Genomic DNA, 19,373 nt, shown 5'->3' on the forward strand with positions numbered 1-19,373 from the left:
GATTTATTAATTTAAAATAATCCGGCTAAAATTTGCAACGGGAAATTCATTAAACCGTGAATGATGATAAGTACCCATACATTTCTGTATTTCGCCCATAAGAATCCTAAAAATAATCCGGTGACCCCCTGGTTAATGATTACATTTGAGAATGCAATATCTGCTGAGTCTCCACCTTGGATTGCCATATGCCAAATTGCCCAAAGCAAGGAAGACGCCATGATTGCAGGCCATGTACCGAGCAATACTTCAAGCCTTGTCTGTAGCCAAACTCTGTAAAATAGTTCTTCCAATACACTATTCATCAAAAAGGAGAACGATGCCCCTATGATCAATACAATCAAATCCATCTCGTACCCAGGAACTTCAGGACTGGCAAAGGGACTGAAGAAATATAGAATAATCCAAACAACTGTAATTATTGAAGGGTAAATCCATTGGTTATCTTTTAAATAAGTATGGCTTGATAAACAATGATTTTTTGAGCGTTTTTCTTTATAAATTCCGAACATTAAAACTGGTACAGTAAGCAACAGTAAAAATTTAAATATGGGGAAGTAAACAAATACATCATCACTAGGTACCAAAAGAAATCCGATGAAGAGTAGAAAAGCGAGTGTGGTTAATATGGTGGATTGATGAACCACCACTTTTCTATTCTCATTTTTAAATGGATTATTGTCTGAAGAATTTCCTGGTAACAATAGGATCAATAATAGCAAAGCTCCTGAAATCACCCAGTTGTGCCAAAAAGGAATTGTTATATCATGATCAGCACTAAATTGAATCAGCCCTTCATTTTGTATCATAATCCAGGCTGCTGCAATAAAAATTAGTATTAACCCACAGTATACAAGCCACTGGTATCTACTTTTCAACAGCTGATTATTATTCATGTAAACCTCACCTAAAGTATTTGCCTTTACTGTAAAGTGAATTTCTCACAATTGGTTTTTATCTTCTGTAACATCATGCACGATAATCATTATTTCGGTAAATGGTCCGTTTGCCTAACTGTATTGTATCAAATTTCCTTATAATCGTTATTTAGTCTCAGTGTTCGTAGCATTAAGACGAAGGATTTTAGTACTCTTTGCTTGGCCACAGGTATATCTTTGTATCAGCTAATAATCTACATTTTCTGCTTCTTCTTTTAGTTACTACGGTTCTTTTGAGCCTCTTGTACTTCCCAAAGACGGGATCAGCTCCTATGCTTATATCAACTTGATAACATTCGTTTAAAAGGTAGTTAATTTGTAATCGCAGAGATGAATTAATAGATAAGCGTAATAGATCAATTCACAAATACAATTGTGCATGCAACTTGCTAGGAAGGTATGAATTGCATAATTCATGGAAATAGGAGTGTTACTTTCAAGTGGTGGGCTCGACCACCACTTGAATTGCGGCTACATAAACTCTGTTCTGCATTTGAGGATTTGTACGGGAACATTCCATAAATACTGTGTTAGTATACCTTCTATGCGTCTCAACAAGTAAAGTCATTAGAGATTATAATTCTTAAAATAAGGCTAATTAACAGGGGTTTTTGGTAAACGGAATTTTAAAAATTAGGTCATATTTTCCCAACCTATTATGAATGTTTTAGTAAGTATAGCTATAAAGAAGCGAACAGTAAATTGTATTATAAACTTCATGTTCGCTCTAATTATCAACTGAAAAGTTAAAATCACTTGTCAAAATTGCATGGCATAAGTACAATGCACTGCTTATATACTAGGAGCTTGAATCAGTTTTCACGGTCTCCCGACATTGAAAGCCAATCTGGTAATAGTTGTTCGATATTCCTTAAAGGTTTGGTATTTCTATTAAACATTTTGTGTCTTCGCCTAATTCTGTATTTGAGGTGGATTATGGTAAAATTAAGTTATCTTGAAATACTTTACCTTGAGTTAGGAGGTTAATATGAAGAAACAATTATTCGCTTTATTAGCTGTATCTTTTACGTTGGCTGGGTGTTTTAACAATGGTGCGGATACAGAAGAAGAGGTTGATGGTGAAGCAGATGACGCCACCTCTGAAGAGGAAGAAGCAGACGAGTTATTGAATGAAGAAGAGGAAGAACATTCTCGCGAGTCCGAGAATGACGTTGACAGTGTTGCCCCAGAACCCGTTGTACATACAGAAACATTCGAGCGTGAAGGGGAAGAAGTTGAGGTGGGTGTAACGGTACATCCTATTGAGCGGGAAGATGACCTTGCTATTTTTACCGTTGAGTTTGAAAAAGTCAGTGGTGAGGCAAGGATTGGTTTAGATCACATGTTAAGTCATCCAAGTACAACAAGGACTTCCAATCAATCTACTGCACGGGGAAATCAATATGATCGTCTTGGCTATCAAATACGGTTGTTTGACAGTACAAACGATACGATTTCTCATACGTTATTTTATCAAGAGTACAGAGACGACAGAGGAGATCAATATCTTTCTACACATGCGTTGAAAAGTGAAGAGATTGATAATCGTGAATTCAATGAGGGAGATATCGTCAGTTATTCAGCGGTTTTTGATGCTCCGACAGAAGAGCAAGTTCATGTCATGATGGAAAGTTTCGATCTCATTTTAGATGTTCCCGTTGTCCAATCAGATGAAGTCATTGATACTGCGGAAGGATTTTTATATGAGAATGTGTTAGACACCACATCAACTTCATTGGAAGATCTTACGGAACAAATCTATCCATTACAAACGTACAATGAAAGTGTCAACGCTCCAGTAGGAACTTTAGTAGAGGAAGGGCAAGCATCAATTACATTAGATTCCGATGTGTTGTTTGAATTTGACTCTGCAGAATTACAGGATGATACTGAGCAAATATTAGAAACAACAGCAGAAGAATTAGAACGTGTAAGCGGTGGAAATCTTATGATTGTAGGTCACACGGATGACCAAGGAGATGAAGCGTATAATCAAGAATTATCTGAAAGTCGTGCGCAGTCAGTCTACGAAGAGTTAGAAACCATCATGGATCTTGAAGTTTTTGATGGCGTAGAAACAGAAGGAATGTCATTTAATGAGCCATTGCTTCTAATGAAGATGAAGAAGGTCAACAACTGAACCGCCGTGTAGAATTTCATTTCTCACAACCTGATGACATGGTGGAAGTGACAGAGGAAGAGTTCGAACTCCCTGACAACTTAGGACCTGTTGCCACATACGAAGATGGTGAAGTCATTGAAGTCGAATACAGTAATAATCCTATGGGGGTATCTATAGATTCTTTAAAGAGGTTAGATGGCTATATTATCGGGCGTGTTCGCTGCATAATACGAGTGACAGATCCAGTCACATTCACAATCCTGTAAATATTGGATATGGTCACGGTGCGAGGAGTCTTCATGTAGAAGGTGATGCACTTACATCAGGTGGTTTTCTTGATAATTATGACGCGAACGGTGTTACGTTACTTTATGGGGACAAACGCATTTTTCCAATTGATTATTGGGCTCTAACTGCCTATGATGAGGTGGAAAAGGGAACAGAAGAATTGACCCCGTTAACCCATCGTAATGTACGTGAAGGTTCAGGGAATACACTAGGCGAGGGTGGGGCAATGGTCGTCACTATCATTTGGCCTGATGTTCCGGGCGAGACGATTACGGTCGATAAAGCCCCAAGCGATAACTATGATTTAAATATTGATCAATGGATAGACTATCTCGTTCCTTGGAGAATTATTGATGTACCGATTGACGGAGAATTTGAGGATAGTGAAAATGAAACAAATCAATAATAGCATTTGCTGCTAGTTGTCCGTAGTTACCCATAGTAAATTACACTGTGGAGAGTGGAAGAACGATCTATATGGAATGAACTAAACCTTTTCCTGATTAGCACAGTTAGTTGGTGCTTTTCACTGCTGGCGGATGGTTGTACTCCAGAGCACAAGGGCAACATCGGTGGTCAAAGTACGCCCACCGTGTTTTCTATGTATTCCAGAGCACAAGTGCAACATCGGTAGTCAAAATACAGCACCGTGTTTTCTTGACACTCTAGAGTACAAGGGCGATACGGTTCACGTTTCTGCTACTGGTTACGGTGTGGAAAAAAGTCCAAATGCCCCATATATTCATTTAAGTGACACTTGGGAAAGAAATAGCATCATTTTAAACGTGGATGCGCACATAAACGAAGTCAACGGTCACAAATCGCGATATATGTGACCGTTGAGGGCCGAAAGTGCCCGGTTTGAGGGCTGGATTGTCACATACGTGACAGGTCAGCACATGCTTGCGCCAGGTGGTGATGATCAATCACATCTTTTTACCCTTCGGCCAACGTTTTCCGTGTTGTCCGCAATTCTTGCAGTGACGAACAACGATCGGCAACGAAGTTGTTGAAGTGAGATGAACATCAACAGACAATAGGTGGGCGTTTGCCTGTAAAGACCGATCTCGGTCATCGGATTCAGTGAATTTCTTTTGTTTAACTTATATAGCATTTTAGAAAAGGATAATCTCTGCGTGCTTACTTTTTTTGGTATTTCAATTCTCAGTGATTGCTATTTAGACTGTTCGCGAGTTAATCAATGGTAGCCAGTGGTATCGAGAGGGGATACTATCGTAACCTTCAAATTTTCGTACTCTTCATCTAGGTTATCAATGAATAGCGAATGAATTATATCCTCAAGTTTGGAGTTGATAGAGAGATGATGAAGGGAATTTACGACCATGTTGACGATGAGCAGCTGAAAAAGTACGCAACGCTTGCTGTCCGGGCAGGTGTGAATGTGCAAAAGAACCAATTGGTCATCATTCATAGTGACATCAAAGATGCAACGTTTGCTCGTCTAATTCAAACAGAGGCTTATGATGCTGAGGCTTCACATGTGGTTATAAACTGGTCAGATGAACAGGCAACTAAACTTTTTTTTTAAGAATGCAGCGGACGTTCATATCGATTGCATACCTGAGTGGGAGAAGGCACGTTTTAAGGAGTGGGATGATGCAGGTGCTGCCCATATCCGGATTATTTCTGAAAACTTAGATGTTTTTAAAGAAGTGCCCGCAGAGCGGATGAGCCGTTTCCAGAAGGCGTTTCGGACTAAGTTGAAGGATCATTACGAAAAAACTAGATCTCACCAGTTACGTTGGTGTCTTCTAGCTGTCCCATCATTTGCTTGGGCAACTCAAGTATTTCCCGATTTAGAACAAGAAGAAGCGATACAAACGTTGTGGCAACTCATCTTACGAGGTGCCCGGGCGGATGGGATAAATCCTATTATAGACTGGACAAATCATGACAGAGTCTTGGCGTCCCGAAAGAAGTATCTAAATGACAGCCAGTTTGAATCCTTACATTTTACGAATAGTCTAGGAACTGATTTAATCGTCGGTCTGCCTAACAATCATATCTATATCGGTGGAGGGGTTAAAGATTCAGAGGGAATTACGTTCTTTCCAAACATCCCAACAGAAGAAATATTTACAGCTCCCCACAAAAATAAGGTGAGTGGAAAACTCGTAGCGACTAAACCACTGATTTATGAGGGAAGTGTTATCAATGATTTCTATTTAATCTTTGAAGATGGGCGGATCACTAACTACCATGCCTCAATTGGGCAAAAGGCGTTACAAAGGCTAATTGAAACGGACGAAGGTTCACATTATTTAGGCGAAATTGCTTTAGTTTCTAACCATACTCCTCTTGCTCAGACGGACACGCTCTTTTACAACACTTTGTTTGACGAGAATACGGCGTGCCACATTGGAATTGGAAACGCTTCTCCATCCAACCTCGAAAATGGCAGGAGACGGTCAGTGAAAGAGTTAGAGGAAGCAGGCTCAATCGTTCCCTCCTATTAGTGAATGTGACCTTTGGTTCTAATGATATGAAAGTAATCGGAATGAAAGAAAACCGAGGTAGGGTGTTGTTAATGAAAGATGGTGACGTTCAATTCCAAGTTGGCGACTCTTCATAGCAAAGAAGTTTCGATGATAACACTATTTAGATAAGAATTTAGTCACTTAAATGCCACGGAAGTTAAATAACCTACTGAAACATAAATGAGTATAATGTGAAACGAATAAACAAAATATCACAGGTTTGTTGGTCATTGAAGGTATGACCGTAGAAGAAATCAGTTTTGATCACTTTAGACGTTGGTTCTGACACGGTATTGTCATAACGTGTTCCCTAGTCGTTAATCACAACCCTTACGATCGCAACCATTCAATGTGCCTGGCGAAGCGGAATGTTCGTGAAAAACGTTATCTTTCTATTGTGGTCTTTATTTCTCTCCTGCTCAAAAAAACGTTGATGTTATTTGTTTGGATAGAGATTCTGATACGTTTCTACTGTATGTTCTATTAATTCCTTTAACACCCTTGTATCAATATCAGCTAATTTATTTACGTAAACACAAGCCTTACTTTTCGAGTGCTTGCCGAATCTTTCTAACATCTTCTCTCTTTTTTCACTTTCATAGGCTAAATAAAGACTAATCTTGGCTTTTCTTGGAGAAAAACCTACTAGAGGTGCATCTCCTTCATGTCCGGATGCATACTTGTAGTGATAGCTGCCAAAGCCGATAATACTAGGACCCCACATTTTTGCGTCGTAACCCGTCACCTCTTCAAAGAGTTCCAATAACTGATAGGCATCTGCTTTCTTCTTCTCGCTCTCTACACTTTCAATAAATTCCTTTACACTATAGTCGTTTTCCTTCATCTTCGGTTCATACATACACACACTCTCCTACGCCTCAAAGGAATTTTTTACATTGCCGGTCAAGCACAAGCACCGTTTTTCCAAATGATCACTTGTGACTTATTTCTGTAATCTTACCTTTTTTTATCAAACGGTTCAAATTCATCTGTACTTTAAGAGATGAAACTTCTGAGAGCTGTGTACTGATAGTATGGTTGTAAGAATATCAAGGCATTGAATTAAAATCATTTCAATGATAGTTAGCAAAAGAAGATGTAGAAAGAGGCATTGCAAGAATTGTCCGCAATCCAGCAGAGGTGGTTGGTGAGAAGGATCGGTGAAAGCTTGGAGGAAGAAGAGCTCAACTAGTCCTAGCTTTTAGTCAATGTGACCTTTAGTTCTGAAGTAACCGGAATAAAAGAAAACGGAGATGGAGTGTTTTTAATGTAAGATGGTGACGTTCAATTCTAAGCTCAGTACGCTTTTTTAAAACGAATGGATCAGAGTTGTTTTTCCAAAGAAGACTTCCTGTTGTAGATATTTGAAGTGACTAGTTTTTAGAGACAGTAGGCGCTATACTACACGGGTTTGAATTATCATTCGAATTGATTTCAGCTTTTGGAGTGCAAAATATTTTCCTCTTTAATACACGGGTGTCCCATAAGAAATTGTGTAATGCGATGCCATCGGTTATAGTGGCCTCATTATGTGATACGGATTTAATTATCTTTGCAGTTTTAGGGATATGCGTTATCGTCATGACTGCATTTGCTGTTTCAACCATATTCTGTAGGTGGCGTTCTGTTTCTTATTTGCGTTGGATGGTCCATATAGCCAAGTCATCCAGGAAAGGTAAGTAAACAACATGGGGTTATAAATGAGAAACAATTGATATTTGCTATATCAGTTGCGTTTTTAAATCTTCATGCAGTTCTTGATACCGTAGGAATTAGTTGAGCAAATCCCTTAAGGTACTCAAGCAGTTCCGAGATAGTCGGTTCCACGCTAGATTCTATAAGGACCGCTCCAATATCAAGTAGCGTGCTCGCAAAAGAAGGTTATGAACCAAGTGTTTACTACAATGTAGGTGGGGATGTTATGCGAGGCAAGGTCATAGGCATATTTCTTTTCTTGCCGTTCGTCTATCTTCAGCATCAAATCGTAGAGAGGGCATATTGGTTGGGCATTGTTCCTGATGCCATCGTGACGGATGTGATTATCCTTTTTATTGTGTATCCAATGATCATTGGAATATCGATATTTTTAGCGATGGACGTCGTGAGCTTTATGGATTCTCGCCGTAGTGTTTGAAAATGATTAAGATATGTTCACCCACTCCAAATTTATTTTAGTTACCTATCCGTGTGGCAAAGTGCACGCTTTCGACATGCATGTGAACATAATCGACATGAGAGTGCACCCATTCGACACCACCTCCTCGACTAAATTTAAAAATCTCCCGCACCATTCAATTTATATAGCTAAGGAGATCGTGTACACTTGAATCAGTATTTCATTGAAGGAGAGGGGGATTTGTGATGCGCATTCAACGAGCAACGATCGACAACGTGCCGGGAATTATTCGTGTGTGCACGAAAGGGTACTGGGCGACGTACAGAGGGCTTGTGTCCGATGAATACATTGAACGAATTTGTACTGAATTTTACAACGAACAACGAGTTACAAATGAAGTGATGTTTACCGACGAACATTGGGGCGGCTACTTTGTTGCTCTAGAGGACGGATAAGTGATCGGAGCAGGTGGCGGCGGGATGCAGTCGGACGGTCGTTCTGAGGTGTACGTGCTTTACTTGGATCCAAACAGAAGAAATGAAGGTATTGGCTCAAAAATCCTTGCCGAAATAACAACGCAACAACTGAATCTAGGTGCCACTGAGCAGTGGGTAAGTGTACAAGAGGGGAATCAAAAGGGCATTCCCTTTTATGAAGCAAAAGGGTTTCATTATCAGTTTCAGGAGTTGGGGTACGCCAACTCCACTCACGAGAATTATATAAACTTAAAATTTAAAAGAACGATTGTTAACTAACTTATTGATTGTGAGAGTTTTCTGCTGTATCTTATGATAATAATTCTTAAAAGATTTTGCATAGAACTATTCACATACAAGTTAGCACAATAAACTAATGGAAATTTACTGTTCTACACTTAAGTCACGAATCATGTGAAGTGTCTCTGAAACAATGATATCCGGATTATCAAACATGACGCTGTGGCTACTGTCTTCAGCAATAATATGGCGATCTGCATTCATAGACAGCTGATGTTTGAGCCACTCTTGTTGTAGTAATTGTTCATATTGTTGTGAGAACCCTAATTCTTCCGCATTCATTTGTTGGTTATCAGGAATAATCACTGTAATTGGAATGTTATTGGGTAAGGGTTCAAGTTCGCTTTCAAGACGCTGTATATTGTTCACTTCTTCAGTTATGGTATCAAAAAAATATTTATCCCATAACACATCTTTGTAAAGCTGCTTATCAAATTCTTCTGGTAAGTGATTTAAGCTCATACTACTGTTCAAGAATCGAATGAATCCAATTTGTGCAAGAAAACTATTTAATTTTTGCGTTTCAGCAGCAAGCATTTTGAGCGAATATTCTGGATTCTCCTTAGAGAAATATTCATTTCGAGTATCGATTAAGACGAGACCCGCAACATCTTCAGGATATTCCTCTAAATACATACGAGCGTATACTCCGCCAGCTGAATGTGCCACAAGTATAATAGGTGTTTTAATATCAAGTTTATTAAGAAGTTTACGCAAATCTGATGTTTGTTGTTCGGCACTTTGGAATTCTGCTATTGGTGAACTCCACCCATAGCCTGCGCGATCATATGTGACAACTTGGGTGTACGCAGATAGTCGCTGTTGCACGATTTGCCAATCTTTTGACCAGCTTCCAATACCAGCTTCGATAACAATTGTTGGCTCTTTTCCAGTGTCTTTACCTAATACATTCGCATGGATTGTGCTGTTTTTAAGGTCATATTGTTTGCCTGGAGGTGGATAATATTGAGCGATGTTTTGATAGGTGTGAATTTCATAATATGTACCGAGTAAAAAGATAAAGGCAATCACAGCAAATGATATCCAGATTAAACGCATCAATTTCTGAAGGTAATTCATATAAAAGTCTCCCTTCTAATGTGTACGGGCATTGAATCATCATGACAACTTGCTTACTTAGACATAAGTAAGTTTTCACTATACTTACTTAATTAGAAAATTATCTAATTAATTAACTTATATCATGACCATTTTTATTCGTCAAGAAAATAAAAAAGTAAACCGCTTGTATGTAAAATGCTTAATGCACCTTAGGAATCTCGAATAACCGATGCATTTTCTACCCAGAAATTACTTTGATCTCACGGAGTACTTCGTTTAAAGTATTATGATTGTCTTCTCGCCAAACCCCACAAGCTCGGCATTCTGCAATTATAGAGTCATGTCCAATAGGTCGTTGGTACGATAGATAGGGAAGTTTCATTAATTCTTGGTCAATTGTTTGTGTCTGCTCGTTTCGAGTTTCTATCAGACATGATCTATCGGGTATGTACAAGAGTTAAAAACGACTCATTCACCAGCTGTAATTGAATGACGGTATTTTTCTGTGCTGTTGATTCACTGGAACCAAATTCTTGTTGTTCTACACGCGCTAATCTGTACTTCGTAACAAATAGATAACTGTCGAATTAAGGGTAAACGGCTATCTAAAACGGTTGTATCGTTTTTGGTAGTTACAAAACATCTATTTGTTTTTAGGTGGTTTCCAGTTTGGTCTTGTACAAAATTTGACTTTGAAATGGCTCGCTCTCTGTAGCTGATTTACCGTGAACTTTTCGTTATTGCTTTTGAATTTTAAATGCGCTGGGTCGGTCCTGAGGGATCGTGTCGTCCCGACAACCACTTGTTCATTTTCACTATCAAGTGGAATTAATTTAATGTTGTTTAGTAATACTCCTCTAATAAAGACGAAGTGTTCGCTGCCTGACTTCCGAAACACTGACATAGGAAGTTTAGGAATATCTTGAGTTTTCACGCAAAAACCATTATGCTAAAAGAGAATTGAATACGAACGCGGGGGTCTCTAATGTGAGGCTGAGATTACAGCGCAAGCTGTTGACCGATTGAACCTGTTGGATCATGCCAGCGCAGGGAAGGTGTTTGAATGGACGATAATGCATCTACACTTTTGCCTGCGCAAAAGTGTATTTTTATGGAAAGAGAGGAATTTGACGTGATAAAAACAGATGTTCTAAATTTTTTAGCGGGGAACGAAGAGAACGAAGACACGTTTAATGCCATCGCAATTTCACTGTTTTCGCATGCGTATGAACATAACAAACCGTATCGTTCTTATTGTAAGAAAAAAGGGGTCGTGGTTGCTCATGTGAACACGTGGCGCGATATTCCAGCGGTGTCCACCGATGCATTTAAAACCGCTGAACTTCGAACTGTGCCAAGCCAACAGTGTAATCGATCGTTTAAGACGAGCGGCACGACAAGTGAAGTACAGGGCGTTCATTATCATGAAGATTTGGAAGTTTATGACGTATCGGCTATAAAGAGCTTTCGGTCGTTTGTGGGATCAGAACGACGACCAACGGCGATTCTTTTTCCACATGAATCGAACATGATGCACTCTTCGTTGGCGCATTATTTATCGTTAATTCGCAAGGAATACGGAACGTGGGATTCTGACCACTTTATCACTGAAGAAGGGTATGAACACGAGCGCTTTCTTTCATGGCTGCACGCGCACCGTGATCAGCGACGTACATTTTAGGGGCAAGTTATAGTTACTTATCCGTCTTTGAGAAGGCCAGTCAAGGGTCTTTACCTATTCACCCAAACAGTATTGTTTTTGATACAGGGGGGCTGAAATACGCGGCAGGAACGATGACAATGGATCATTTCTACAAACAGCTCTACCGAACGCTCCCAGTATTGCCTGAAAACCGTATGAACATGTACGGCATGACCGAGCTTTCCACGCAATACTACTCTGTCGTTGATAATGAATCACCAATTAAAGTGCCGCCATTCTGGCTTCGCTTCAAAATTATTGATCCACTCTCTGGCGAAGAAGTACAGGAAGGTGAAGCCGGTGTGCTCGTACATGTGGATGTGGCGAATGTGACGAGTGTACCAGCCATCGTGACGAAAGATGTCGCCGTTCAACGAGGAGAAGGGTTTGAGCTAATCGGTAGGCAGGAACAAGCTGAGCCGACGGGTTGTTCATTATCCATGAAACAATACTTGGAGGGGAAGACGCAATGAGAGAAATTCACGTATCCGCCGGTTATATCCCTTCCATACTTCAGGATACAGAAATTTCCTCAGACGTTTTGACTTTTACATCTGAAGATGTAAGTGTCCATGTCACGGTTCCCGCACCAACAGCTGAAGAACTTCGGAACCTGAGTCTTGTCGTAAAAGAAGCGCAAGAGCAGGTTTTGTCTCTCCTGCATACAAACAGACTGATTGAAATTATTGATGAGGCCATGCTACGGCTGCTCGATCGAGGTCATCCCGTTAGAAAAGAGCTTGAACAGCTCCTGCCGGTCATTTCAGGGGACAGCACGGAGACCGTGCGTCATGCCTTACATGAGACATTTAAAATGTTTCGAAAACAAGAACTTACGCGCTTTTTGGCTTCCGCGTTTCGCGATTCTTCGGTTCTCGATGCGTTCACACCGAACATGTCCGGGGGCTTTGAAAAAGCAATCGGGCCTCGATTGACGACCCATGTTTGGGCGGGGAACGTGCCTGGTTTGCCATTATGGAGCTTCCTGTCAAATTTGCTTGTTAAAGGAGGGGCGATCGGAAAAATGGCAAGTGCTGAGCCCCTTTTTATCGGGAGCATTTGTCATGTGTTGGCAGACGTGGAGCCCAAGTTGTCGAATGCGTTTGCGGCGGTGTGGTGGTCTGGTGGAGATGAGCATCGTGAGCAGGTGTTGTTTAAAGAATCGGACGTGGTGATTGGGTACGGCAGCAATGAAACGATCGAGGCATTGCAGCAGCACGTGCCGGCTAGTGCCAAGTACATTCATTTTGGTCATAAGCTTAGCTTCAGCATCATTGCAAGCGAAGCACTAACGGGTGATCAAGCAGAGAAAAATGCTGCGCAAACCGCATGGGATGTGGTCTGTTTCGACCAACAAGGGTGTTATTCTCCTCAAGTGGTTTTTGTGGAAGCGGGCGGAAGGACACGAGCGAATGAGTGGGCAGAGATGTTATTTCAACAGTTGGTAACGAAAGAAGCTCACAATCCGAGTAGGCCAATAAAAATGGAGGAAGCATTACGCGTGTCGGAATGGGGAGAGAGCTTAGCGTGGGACGAGGGGTGGCATCATTGGCGAAGCGCTGACGGGAAGACCTCCGTGGCCTACAGTGATGGTGGCAAACTTACACCGTCGCCGTTATATCGGAACATTCAAGTGGTGGCGTTTCACTCATTTGAGGAAGTGTTGACCGCTCTTGAGCCGTATCGGCGTATTTTGCAAACCGTAGGAATCTCCGCAAATCGAAATAAACTGTTTCGTTGGTCCGAGCAGCTCAGTCAACTCGGCGTGACGAGAATTACCGGAGTAGGTCACATGACCTCTCCACAAGCGGGATGGCAGCCGGATGGCGCGCGCTGTTTCGTGAACTCGTGACGTACGCACAAGTGGAGCGCTTTGCCGAAGAGAATGCCGAGCTGTACAATCCGTACCGAGACTGAAAGGAGTAAAGCATGGAGTTGGAGTTAGATAAGGTTTCACATACATATCCAGATGGAACGCAAGGTGCCAAAGGGGTAAATTGGACGATCGAAAAAGGAGCATGTCACTGCTGGATTGGCAGAAGCGGCAGTGGGAAGTCAACCTTGTTAAAGCTGGCATCCGGTCTATTGATGCCAAGTGAAGGGACGGTAAAGCGCAGAGGAGAACGAGTGACGGGTCCGGTGGAAAAGGCAGGCATGGTATTTCAAGAAGCAACGCTCTTGCCGTGGAAAACCGTGCTTCAGAATTTGTATTTGCCAATTCAGCTGCACCGAAGCGTGGAGGATTATGACAAACAACGAGCCAGTGACCTGCTTGATAGGCTGAACATTGCTGATACAGAACGCAAATACCCACACATGTTGTCAGGGGGGCAACAGAGCCGTGTTGCGATTGCACGAGCACTCATGACGGAACCGTCGCTTCTCTTCTTTGATGAACCGTTCGCGTCGCTGGATCAAATGACGACAGAAGAGCTTCAGCACGAGCTTCTCTTGTTGCAACAAGAGAAGCAGTTGACGGTGCTATTCATCACCCATGATCTAATGGAAGCCACGTATCTTGCAGATTGCATTGGGATCATTCATCAAGCAAAGTCGTCCATCACCTTGAACCGCCACTTCGTCAGCATCTACATGACCATCGCAGAGATTCACGGGTGTTCTTAGATTTTTGTTCTCACGTAAGATCTTCTTTACAGGAACTGACTGTATGAGACGTACCTGGATTTATTCTTTAATACTGCTTATCGTAGTTATTTTCGGATGGGAGTGGTTTGCTCGTGGTTTCTCAGATCTTTTGCTTCCTGGACCGATGACCGTGTTCGTCGTGCTCATTGACGGGCTCATCACCGGTTACTTTTGGCCTCATATCGTGGTCACTGTATCGGAAATCCTGCTCGGCTTGGCGCTCGGATTAACCGTAGGGTTTGCAGGCGGCATCTTGATGGGTCAAAGTGAATGGCTTCGCCGTGTGCTTTTTCCTTACTTGGTCGCTTCACAAGCGGTTCCAAAGCTCGCACTTGCTCCGCTGTTTATGCTCTGGTTTGGCTACGGAATGACATCAAAAGTAATTATTACCGCTCTTGTATGCTTTTTTCCGATCTTAGAGGCGACCGTAAGTGCGGTCCAGCATGTGGACAAAAACCGCCGTGACCTTTTTCGAATGATGCACGCCAATCGCTGGCAAACACTCGTGCATTTGCAGCTGCCTGCGGGTCTGCCCATCCTGTTTCAAGGGCTACGGGTAGCTGTAATTCTAGCCATTGTCGGTGCGATTGTTGGAGAGTTTATTGGAGCTAATCAAGGGTTAGGCGCGCTAATTATTGCATCTCAAAGTATGATGGATACGGCTTTAATGTTTGCGGTTTTACTGCTTTTAACGGCGATCGGTCTCTTATTGTATGGGGGTGTCTACATAGCAGAACGAAGATGGATAGAAAAACGACATGGAGGTGAGCGTCAGTGAAGCGAGTGGTCGGGTTCGGGCTCATTTGGATACTGTTTAGTGGGTGTCAACATAACGACGATACCAAACCGTTGACGGTGGCGAGCTGGAGTCAACCAATTACGGAACAGACGCATCTATTAGCAGAGGAGGAGCATGGATTTTTTGAAGAGGAAGGAATCGACTTGCGTCTCGTTCCCGGAAGCGGAGGGGGTGATGCGCTCACGACAATGCTGGCAGGTCAAGCGGACATTGCTTTTACAGATCCTGGTGCTGTGTACAGCGCGTTAGCTCAAGGAGAGGACCTAATCATCATTTATACGGTGTACCCACAGAATGTCTTTAACGTCGTTACGCTGGAACGTGCGGGCATTGATGAGGTGAAGGACTTAAAGGAGAAGACCATCGGTGTGTACAGTCGAGCAAGCGGGACGTATCAGAATCTGATGCTACTTCTGCATGAGGCGGGACTGGGTGTAGAGGACGTTGACATTCTTGAGGTTGGGATTGCGAACTTCGCACCTTTACTTCATGAAGAAGTCGATGCCACCGCTGCTACGGATACAGCTTTGGCTGCTTTTGAATTCGCCGATGATGAACCGCTTAATGTAATCGAGCTAAAAGATTATGCGAACATCCCAAGTGATTTTTTTGTCGTGGAACGTGATACGTTTGAAACGTCTCGTGACGAGTTAGTGGCTTTCTTGCATGCGTATGAAAAGAGCGCGCAGTGATGATCGATGAGCCGGGCGAAGCTGCAGAGCTGGCCAATACGATTGCAGTTGATGGGAGGGAAACTGCGTTGAATCGTGAAATTATTGAGTTGCGGAATGCGGCGAGTCTGGATGATGAAGGCGTGCTTGGTGGACCTGATGATGCGATTGTACAAAGCGGCGCCGATCGGTATTATGAGCTTGGACTCATTGAAGAACCGCTTCACATGGAAAACCATATCAGACACATTATTGAGGAGTGATCCCATGTTAGAGAAAAAAGTAGTCATCGTCAGTGGGTCTAGTAAGGGAATCGGTTCGGCAATTGCAAAAGGGTTTGCTAAAGAAGGGGCGTTTGTCGTCGTTAACTATCGAAACGATGAAGTGGCAGCAGCTCGCGTTGCTGAACAATGTGAGCTGTTCGGTGGGAAAGCTTGTCTCGTAAAAGCGGATGTGACGACTGAGTCAGGCGCAAAGAAATTGGTTGAAACGGCGAGCCATCAGTTTGGTACGATTGATGTGCTCGTGAATAATGTCTTTGCTCCGTATGTCTTTAATCCTGAAACACGAAAAAAAGCATGGGAGATGAAATGGGGCGATTACACGAGTCAATTTGACGGTGGGCTAAAAGCCGCGCATTTGCTCGTGCAAGGGTCATTGCCTTACATGCGCCATAAAGGGTCAGGGAGCATCATTAATCTCGCTACAAATCTCGTTCAGCATCCGGTCGTACCTTATCAAGACTACATCACGGCGAAGGCAGCCATCATCGGGTATACGAGAAGCATGTCCAAAGATCTCGGCGCCATAGGTATTCGTATCAATGCGATTGCTCCTGGTCTCGTCTACCCAACAGAAGCATCAAAACAGACAAAGGAAGAACTGAAAGAACAAATCAGTGCGTCCACGCCGTTAGGTCGTATTGCCAAGCCTGAAGATATCGTTGGACCCGCATTGTTTCTCGCGTCCAAGTGGAGTGACTTTATGACAGGACAAACCTTGACCGTTGACGGAGGGCTTGTTATGGGATAGCTTGTGAACCGGCGCAAGACTGTTACGTCTTGCGCCGGTTCACAGGACGAGGGTGAGCAACGCTTTGGGGGAAGTATTACTAGGGTACGTGCACTTGAACCTGAATTTTTATATAGGTAATCTTCAAGGAAAATGAAAAACTAAACCACATGCATTCCAAATGCTCAAATTACCTTGAACATTTGGAATGCCCATCAATTTGTAGGTGATGACAAGAATACAAGTGCATGAATTTACTTTAAGTACTACATGATTCTTTGTTTGTGAATATATCGTTCTCGCAGCAATAAGAATAGAGGTAATCCCAAAGAAACACCAACTGTGAGGGTTGCTATTACGGGCACCCATAGGTGCTTCATTCCCACTCTCTTCCCTTCGTACAGTATAAAACCAATGAGAACAATAATAGAGATAAGCACATCCCACCAAGCAAATGCTCCCATTTTAGAATGATTCATTTCAATAAAAAACTGAGTTAGGCTAAATCCATAAGTAGATAGCCAAGGGATCAATTGTGAGTAGGTAATATTGTACCCAAAAGAGCTAACGTTCCATAAAAGTATTTCATTTTAAACCTCCATTCTAAATAATAGGATCCCTTTTCTATTAGAGGGTTCTATTATAGATACTACCGTTTAAATGTTTAGTATGTTCGTTTTAACAATTTTGTAAACGACATCACTCGGTGTCATCCACGAGCAGACGAGATGGTTCGTCAGGTAAAACAACTTCAGCGATCGTTTTTTATGGCTGTTTTGCGTACGATGAGTTGACTTGTATAGATCAATAAATTATAATATGAACTACCGTTAGTTACTTATAGTAGAATGAAACTTTCTAGGGTTCCGCTACTCAGTAGGTCTGGTCCGAGGGAAAGTGCAGCTTTTTCTAGTGCTGTTCACGGAGGGAAAAAAGCCCGGGAGATATTGTGTGATGATGTCACGCAGTATGTCCCGGGCTTTTTCATGTTCTCGACAGCCTTGGGAATAATAAAACATGAGGTGATTTTATGTGGATTGTTGTTGTGATTGCGGCGATTTTCGAAATCGGTTGGGCAACGGGTTTAAAATATGCGAATGATGCGTTCGCATGGACGTTAACGATTATCGCCATTGTCATTAGTTTTGGTTTGTTAATTCGGGCAGCGTCGACGTTGCCGACGAGTACGGTGTATGCGGTATTCGTTGGATTAGGAACGGTAGGAACGGTAGCTGTTGACATTATATTCTTTGGTACAGCGATTAATATTGGCGTGATCTTTTTCATTGTGATGCTTCTTTCTGGCGTGTTAGGACTGAAAATGGTCACAGGTGAAAAGGAGGAAGGTCAGTCATGAGTTGGATCATTCTCATTATTGCGGGGTTACTTGAAGTCGTTGGTGTCAACGGAATTCAACGTTATATAAAAGGTGAAAAGGTGAGCGGGATTTTGTTCGTTGTGTTTGGGTTTGCGATTAGTCTCACCCTCTTAGCCATTGCGATGGAGCAGATCCCTCTTGGAGTCGCATACGCGGTATGGACGGGTATGGGGACTGTCGGAAGTGCGGTCATCGGCATGATTTTTTACAACGATTCCAAAGATGTTAAGCGTATTGTATGTTTGGCCGTCATCGTCGTAGCGTCATTGGTTTGCGTGTGGTATCTAATTAACTATGCTCCCCATGGCGATTAACAACACTAGGTAAGCCATCGAAGGCGGAAGTTTGAGAATAAAGACACAGACACATTTTCCTTAGAATGGTTGAGTTTTACTTCTTTTTTCCTCTTTTTATATTGAACGACGAAAAAATAGGAAAGGGGAACGAGAAGATGACGAGAGAGGAATTTCTACAAGAAATCCGTGAGACAGTGATGACATTGTGGGAGGACTTTCAAATCTTACCTTCCATTGCTGCTGCACAAGCGGCACATGAATCGGGGAACGGACAATCTGATTTGGCACAAAATGGGAATGCACTATTCGGGATTAAAGTCGCGAACGGTGTATGCGATGGGCCAGGTGAGCCCGTATCCTTTGATGATCCAAGTTGGACAGGGGATGTGATTTGTCACTTAACGTGGGAGCATATTGATGGTGAAGATATTCAAGTGTATGATACGTTCCGAATTTACGATTCTTGGGGAGCGTCGATTCAAGATTATGCCGACTATTTGCACGTGCGTGGCTTGTATGATGCTGTCATTGGTGAGACCGACTATCTTGTCGCTGCACAGGCGCTATTTGATGCAGGCTATGCGACCGACCCTAACTATGTCGAGCGGATCACTACACTTATCGAAGAATACCAACTTACCGATTGGGATGAAGAAGCGCTAAGTGCTAGTGGTGGGTCTGAAGGCGCTACGTCTTGTTAGAGAGGACGTCGCTAGTACAAAAATCTAGTAAACAGACGTGCAATTGAGTTTAAAAATAATTATAAAATAACCCCACCTTTATATGAACTGCTAATAAGCATGTCAATAAAAACCTAACGCTAAATACTTGATAAAAATATAGCTATTCAGGCTAGATTATTTTATCGTACAATAAATCTACCCTAATGTACGACGTTTAGATTAAATGCTGTGAATGAAAGTAGTCAAAAGCTCTTAGTTATCAGGTTAAAAAACGATGATCGAGCCTATTGCAATATTGGTTCGATCCCCTTGTGTTATGCAGAATAATCCCGGGAATCGTAAGTCGTCACTCTCAGTCGAGTTTAACAATGCCAACCTTAATCTTTA

Annotated in this window: 23 protein-coding genes and 2 riboswitches; of the genes, 19 read left to right on the plus strand and 4 right to left on the minus strand. The window is 42.2% G+C overall.

Going from position 1 to position 19,373, the window contains the following annotated elements:
• Window positions 1–11: 11 nt before the first annotated feature.
• Window positions 12–896: a CPBP family intramembrane glutamic endopeptidase gene (locus JCM19039_RS01645; RefSeq protein WP_042423191.1), complete on the minus strand. Its 885-nt coding sequence runs from the start codon at window positions 894–896 to the stop codon at window positions 12–14.
• 1,030 nt (window positions 897–1,926) lie between these two features.
• Between JCM19039_RS01645 and JCM19039_RS01650 the strand changes: the two genes are divergently transcribed.
• From JCM19039_RS01650 to JCM19039_RS01660, 5 genes are all read left to right on the plus strand, one after another.
• Window positions 1,927–3,078: an OmpA family protein gene (locus JCM19039_RS01650; RefSeq protein WP_042423194.1), complete on the plus strand. Its 1,152-nt coding sequence runs from the start codon at window positions 1,927–1,929 to the stop codon at window positions 3,076–3,078.
• A 41-nt stretch (window positions 3,079–3,119) separates the two neighbouring features.
• Window positions 3,120–3,326, plus strand: coding sequence for a hypothetical protein (locus tag JCM19039_RS23540; RefSeq protein ID WP_193744118.1), 207 nt, complete (start codon window positions 3,120–3,122; stop codon window positions 3,324–3,326).
• A 161-nt stretch (window positions 3,327–3,487) separates the two neighbouring features.
• Window positions 3,488–3,754: a hypothetical protein gene (locus JCM19039_RS01655; protein ID WP_152550046.1), complete on the plus strand. Its 267-nt coding sequence runs from the start codon at window positions 3,488–3,490 to the stop codon at window positions 3,752–3,754.
• Between the two features lie 915 nt (window positions 3,755–4,669).
• On the plus strand, window positions 4,670–4,897 hold the full coding sequence (locus JCM19039_RS26200; protein ID WP_255343603.1) for an aminopeptidase: 228 nt from the start codon (window positions 4,670–4,672) through the stop codon (window positions 4,895–4,897).
• Entirely contained in the window at window positions 4,869–5,825 is a 957-nt protein-coding gene (locus JCM19039_RS01660; RefSeq protein WP_255343604.1) for an aminopeptidase, read from the plus strand. The genes JCM19039_RS26200 and JCM19039_RS01660 overlap by 29 nt, the downstream gene beginning before the upstream one ends.
• Before the next feature lie 457 nt (window positions 5,826–6,282).
• On the opposite strand, the gene JCM19039_RS01665 is transcribed toward JCM19039_RS01660, so the two are convergent.
• Window positions 6,283–6,705: a DUF1801 domain-containing protein gene (locus JCM19039_RS01665; protein ID WP_042423200.1), complete on the minus strand. Its 423-nt coding sequence runs from the start codon at window positions 6,703–6,705 to the stop codon at window positions 6,283–6,285.
• A gap of 1,062 nt (window positions 6,706–7,767) precedes the next feature.
• Here JCM19039_RS01665 and JCM19039_RS01670 point away from each other — a divergent pair.
• From JCM19039_RS01670 to JCM19039_RS24970, 3 genes are all read left to right on the plus strand, one after another.
• Window positions 7,768–7,980, plus strand: coding sequence for a hypothetical protein (locus JCM19039_RS01670; protein WP_042423203.1), 213 nt, complete (start codon window positions 7,768–7,770; stop codon window positions 7,978–7,980).
• A gap of 227 nt (window positions 7,981–8,207) precedes the next feature.
• Window positions 8,208–8,417, plus strand: coding sequence for a hypothetical protein (locus JCM19039_RS24965; protein ID WP_238544884.1), 210 nt, complete (start codon window positions 8,208–8,210; stop codon window positions 8,415–8,417).
• Window positions 8,418–8,717 (plus strand): N-acetyltransferase, encoded by a 300-nt coding sequence (locus JCM19039_RS24970; protein ID WP_238544885.1) that lies wholly within the window; start codon window positions 8,418–8,420, stop codon window positions 8,715–8,717.
• Window positions 8,718–8,822: 105 nt separating this feature from the next.
• On the opposite strand, the gene JCM19039_RS01680 is transcribed toward JCM19039_RS24970, so the two are convergent.
• Window positions 8,823–9,818 (minus strand): alpha/beta fold hydrolase, encoded by a 996-nt coding sequence (locus tag JCM19039_RS01680; protein WP_042423206.1) that lies wholly within the window; start codon window positions 9,816–9,818, stop codon window positions 8,823–8,825.
• Window positions 9,819–10,762: 944 nt separating this feature from the next.
• A riboswitch (TPP riboswitch) is annotated at window positions 10,763–10,870 on the plus strand.
• On the opposite strand from JCM19039_RS01680, the gene JCM19039_RS21345 reads away from it, so the two are divergent.
• From JCM19039_RS21345 to JCM19039_RS01710, 8 genes are all read left to right on the plus strand, one after another.
• Window positions 10,864–11,481, plus strand: coding sequence for a hypothetical protein (locus JCM19039_RS21345; RefSeq protein ID WP_052398416.1), 618 nt, complete (start codon window positions 10,864–10,866; stop codon window positions 11,479–11,481). Its footprint overlaps the riboswitch before it by 7 nt.
• 56 nt (window positions 11,482–11,537) lie before the next feature.
• Window positions 11,538–11,975, plus strand: a complete 438-nt coding sequence (locus JCM19039_RS21350; protein WP_373974802.1) for a hypothetical protein — start codon at window positions 11,538–11,540, stop codon at window positions 11,973–11,975.
• On the plus strand, window positions 11,972–13,354 hold the full coding sequence (locus JCM19039_RS01690; protein ID WP_052398418.1) for an acyl-CoA reductase: 1,383 nt from the start codon (window positions 11,972–11,974) through the stop codon (window positions 13,352–13,354). Before JCM19039_RS21350 ends, JCM19039_RS01690 begins: the two co-directional genes overlap by 4 nt.
• A gap of 77 nt (window positions 13,355–13,431) precedes the next feature.
• Window positions 13,432–14,127: an ABC transporter ATP-binding protein gene (locus tag JCM19039_RS01695; protein ID WP_052398419.1), complete on the plus strand. Its 696-nt coding sequence runs from the start codon at window positions 13,432–13,434 to the stop codon at window positions 14,125–14,127.
• Between the two features lie 43 nt (window positions 14,128–14,170).
• On the plus strand, window positions 14,171–14,926 hold the full coding sequence (locus JCM19039_RS01700; protein WP_042423208.1) for an ABC transporter permease: 756 nt from the start codon (window positions 14,171–14,173) through the stop codon (window positions 14,924–14,926).
• On the plus strand, window positions 14,923–15,639 hold the full coding sequence (locus JCM19039_RS01705; protein WP_052398420.1) for an ABC transporter substrate-binding protein: 717 nt from the start codon (window positions 14,923–14,925) through the stop codon (window positions 15,637–15,639). The genes JCM19039_RS01700 and JCM19039_RS01705 overlap by 4 nt, the downstream gene beginning before the upstream one ends.
• Window positions 15,639–15,881 (plus strand): hypothetical protein, encoded by a 243-nt coding sequence (locus JCM19039_RS21355; RefSeq protein ID WP_052398421.1) that lies wholly within the window; start codon window positions 15,639–15,641, stop codon window positions 15,879–15,881. The genes JCM19039_RS01705 and JCM19039_RS21355 overlap by 1 nt, the downstream gene beginning before the upstream one ends.
• Before the next feature lie 4 nt (window positions 15,882–15,885).
• Window positions 15,886–16,650, plus strand: coding sequence for an SDR family oxidoreductase (locus JCM19039_RS01710; RefSeq protein WP_042423211.1), 765 nt, complete (start codon window positions 15,886–15,888; stop codon window positions 16,648–16,650).
• Between the two features lie 245 nt (window positions 16,651–16,895).
• Here JCM19039_RS01710 and JCM19039_RS22880 read toward each other — a convergent pair whose 3' ends face one another.
• Window positions 16,896–17,162 (minus strand): DUF2834 domain-containing protein, encoded by a 267-nt coding sequence (locus JCM19039_RS22880; RefSeq protein ID WP_238544886.1) that lies wholly within the window; start codon window positions 17,160–17,162, stop codon window positions 16,896–16,898.
• Window positions 17,163–17,476: 314 nt separating this feature from the next.
• Window positions 17,477–17,575: riboswitch (guanidine-I (ykkC/yxkD leader) on the plus strand.
• Between the two features lie 84 nt (window positions 17,576–17,659).
• Here JCM19039_RS22880 and JCM19039_RS01715 point away from each other — a divergent pair.
• The 3 genes from JCM19039_RS01715 to JCM19039_RS01725 all read left to right on the plus strand — a co-directional run bounded on the left by JCM19039_RS01715 (window position 17,660) and on the right by JCM19039_RS01725 (window position 19,004).
• Window positions 17,660–17,986: a multidrug efflux SMR transporter gene (locus JCM19039_RS01715; RefSeq protein ID WP_042423214.1), complete on the plus strand. Its 327-nt coding sequence runs from the start codon at window positions 17,660–17,662 to the stop codon at window positions 17,984–17,986.
• Complete coding sequence (locus JCM19039_RS01720) at window positions 17,983–18,321, plus strand: multidrug efflux SMR transporter (protein ID WP_042423217.1); 339 nt, start codon at window positions 17,983–17,985, stop codon at window positions 18,319–18,321. The genes JCM19039_RS01715 and JCM19039_RS01720 overlap by 4 nt, the downstream gene beginning before the upstream one ends.
• A 137-nt stretch (window positions 18,322–18,458) precedes the next feature.
• Complete coding sequence (locus tag JCM19039_RS01725; protein WP_052398422.1) at window positions 18,459–19,004, plus strand: glycoside hydrolase family 73 protein; 546 nt, start codon at window positions 18,459–18,461, stop codon at window positions 19,002–19,004.
• Window positions 19,005–19,373: the final 369 nt, after the last annotated feature.

The sequence above is a fragment of the Geomicrobium sp. JCM 19039 genome (assembly GCF_000698145.1).
Classification (GTDB): Bacteria; Bacillota; Bacilli; order Bacillales; family Marinococcaceae; genus Geomicrobium_A.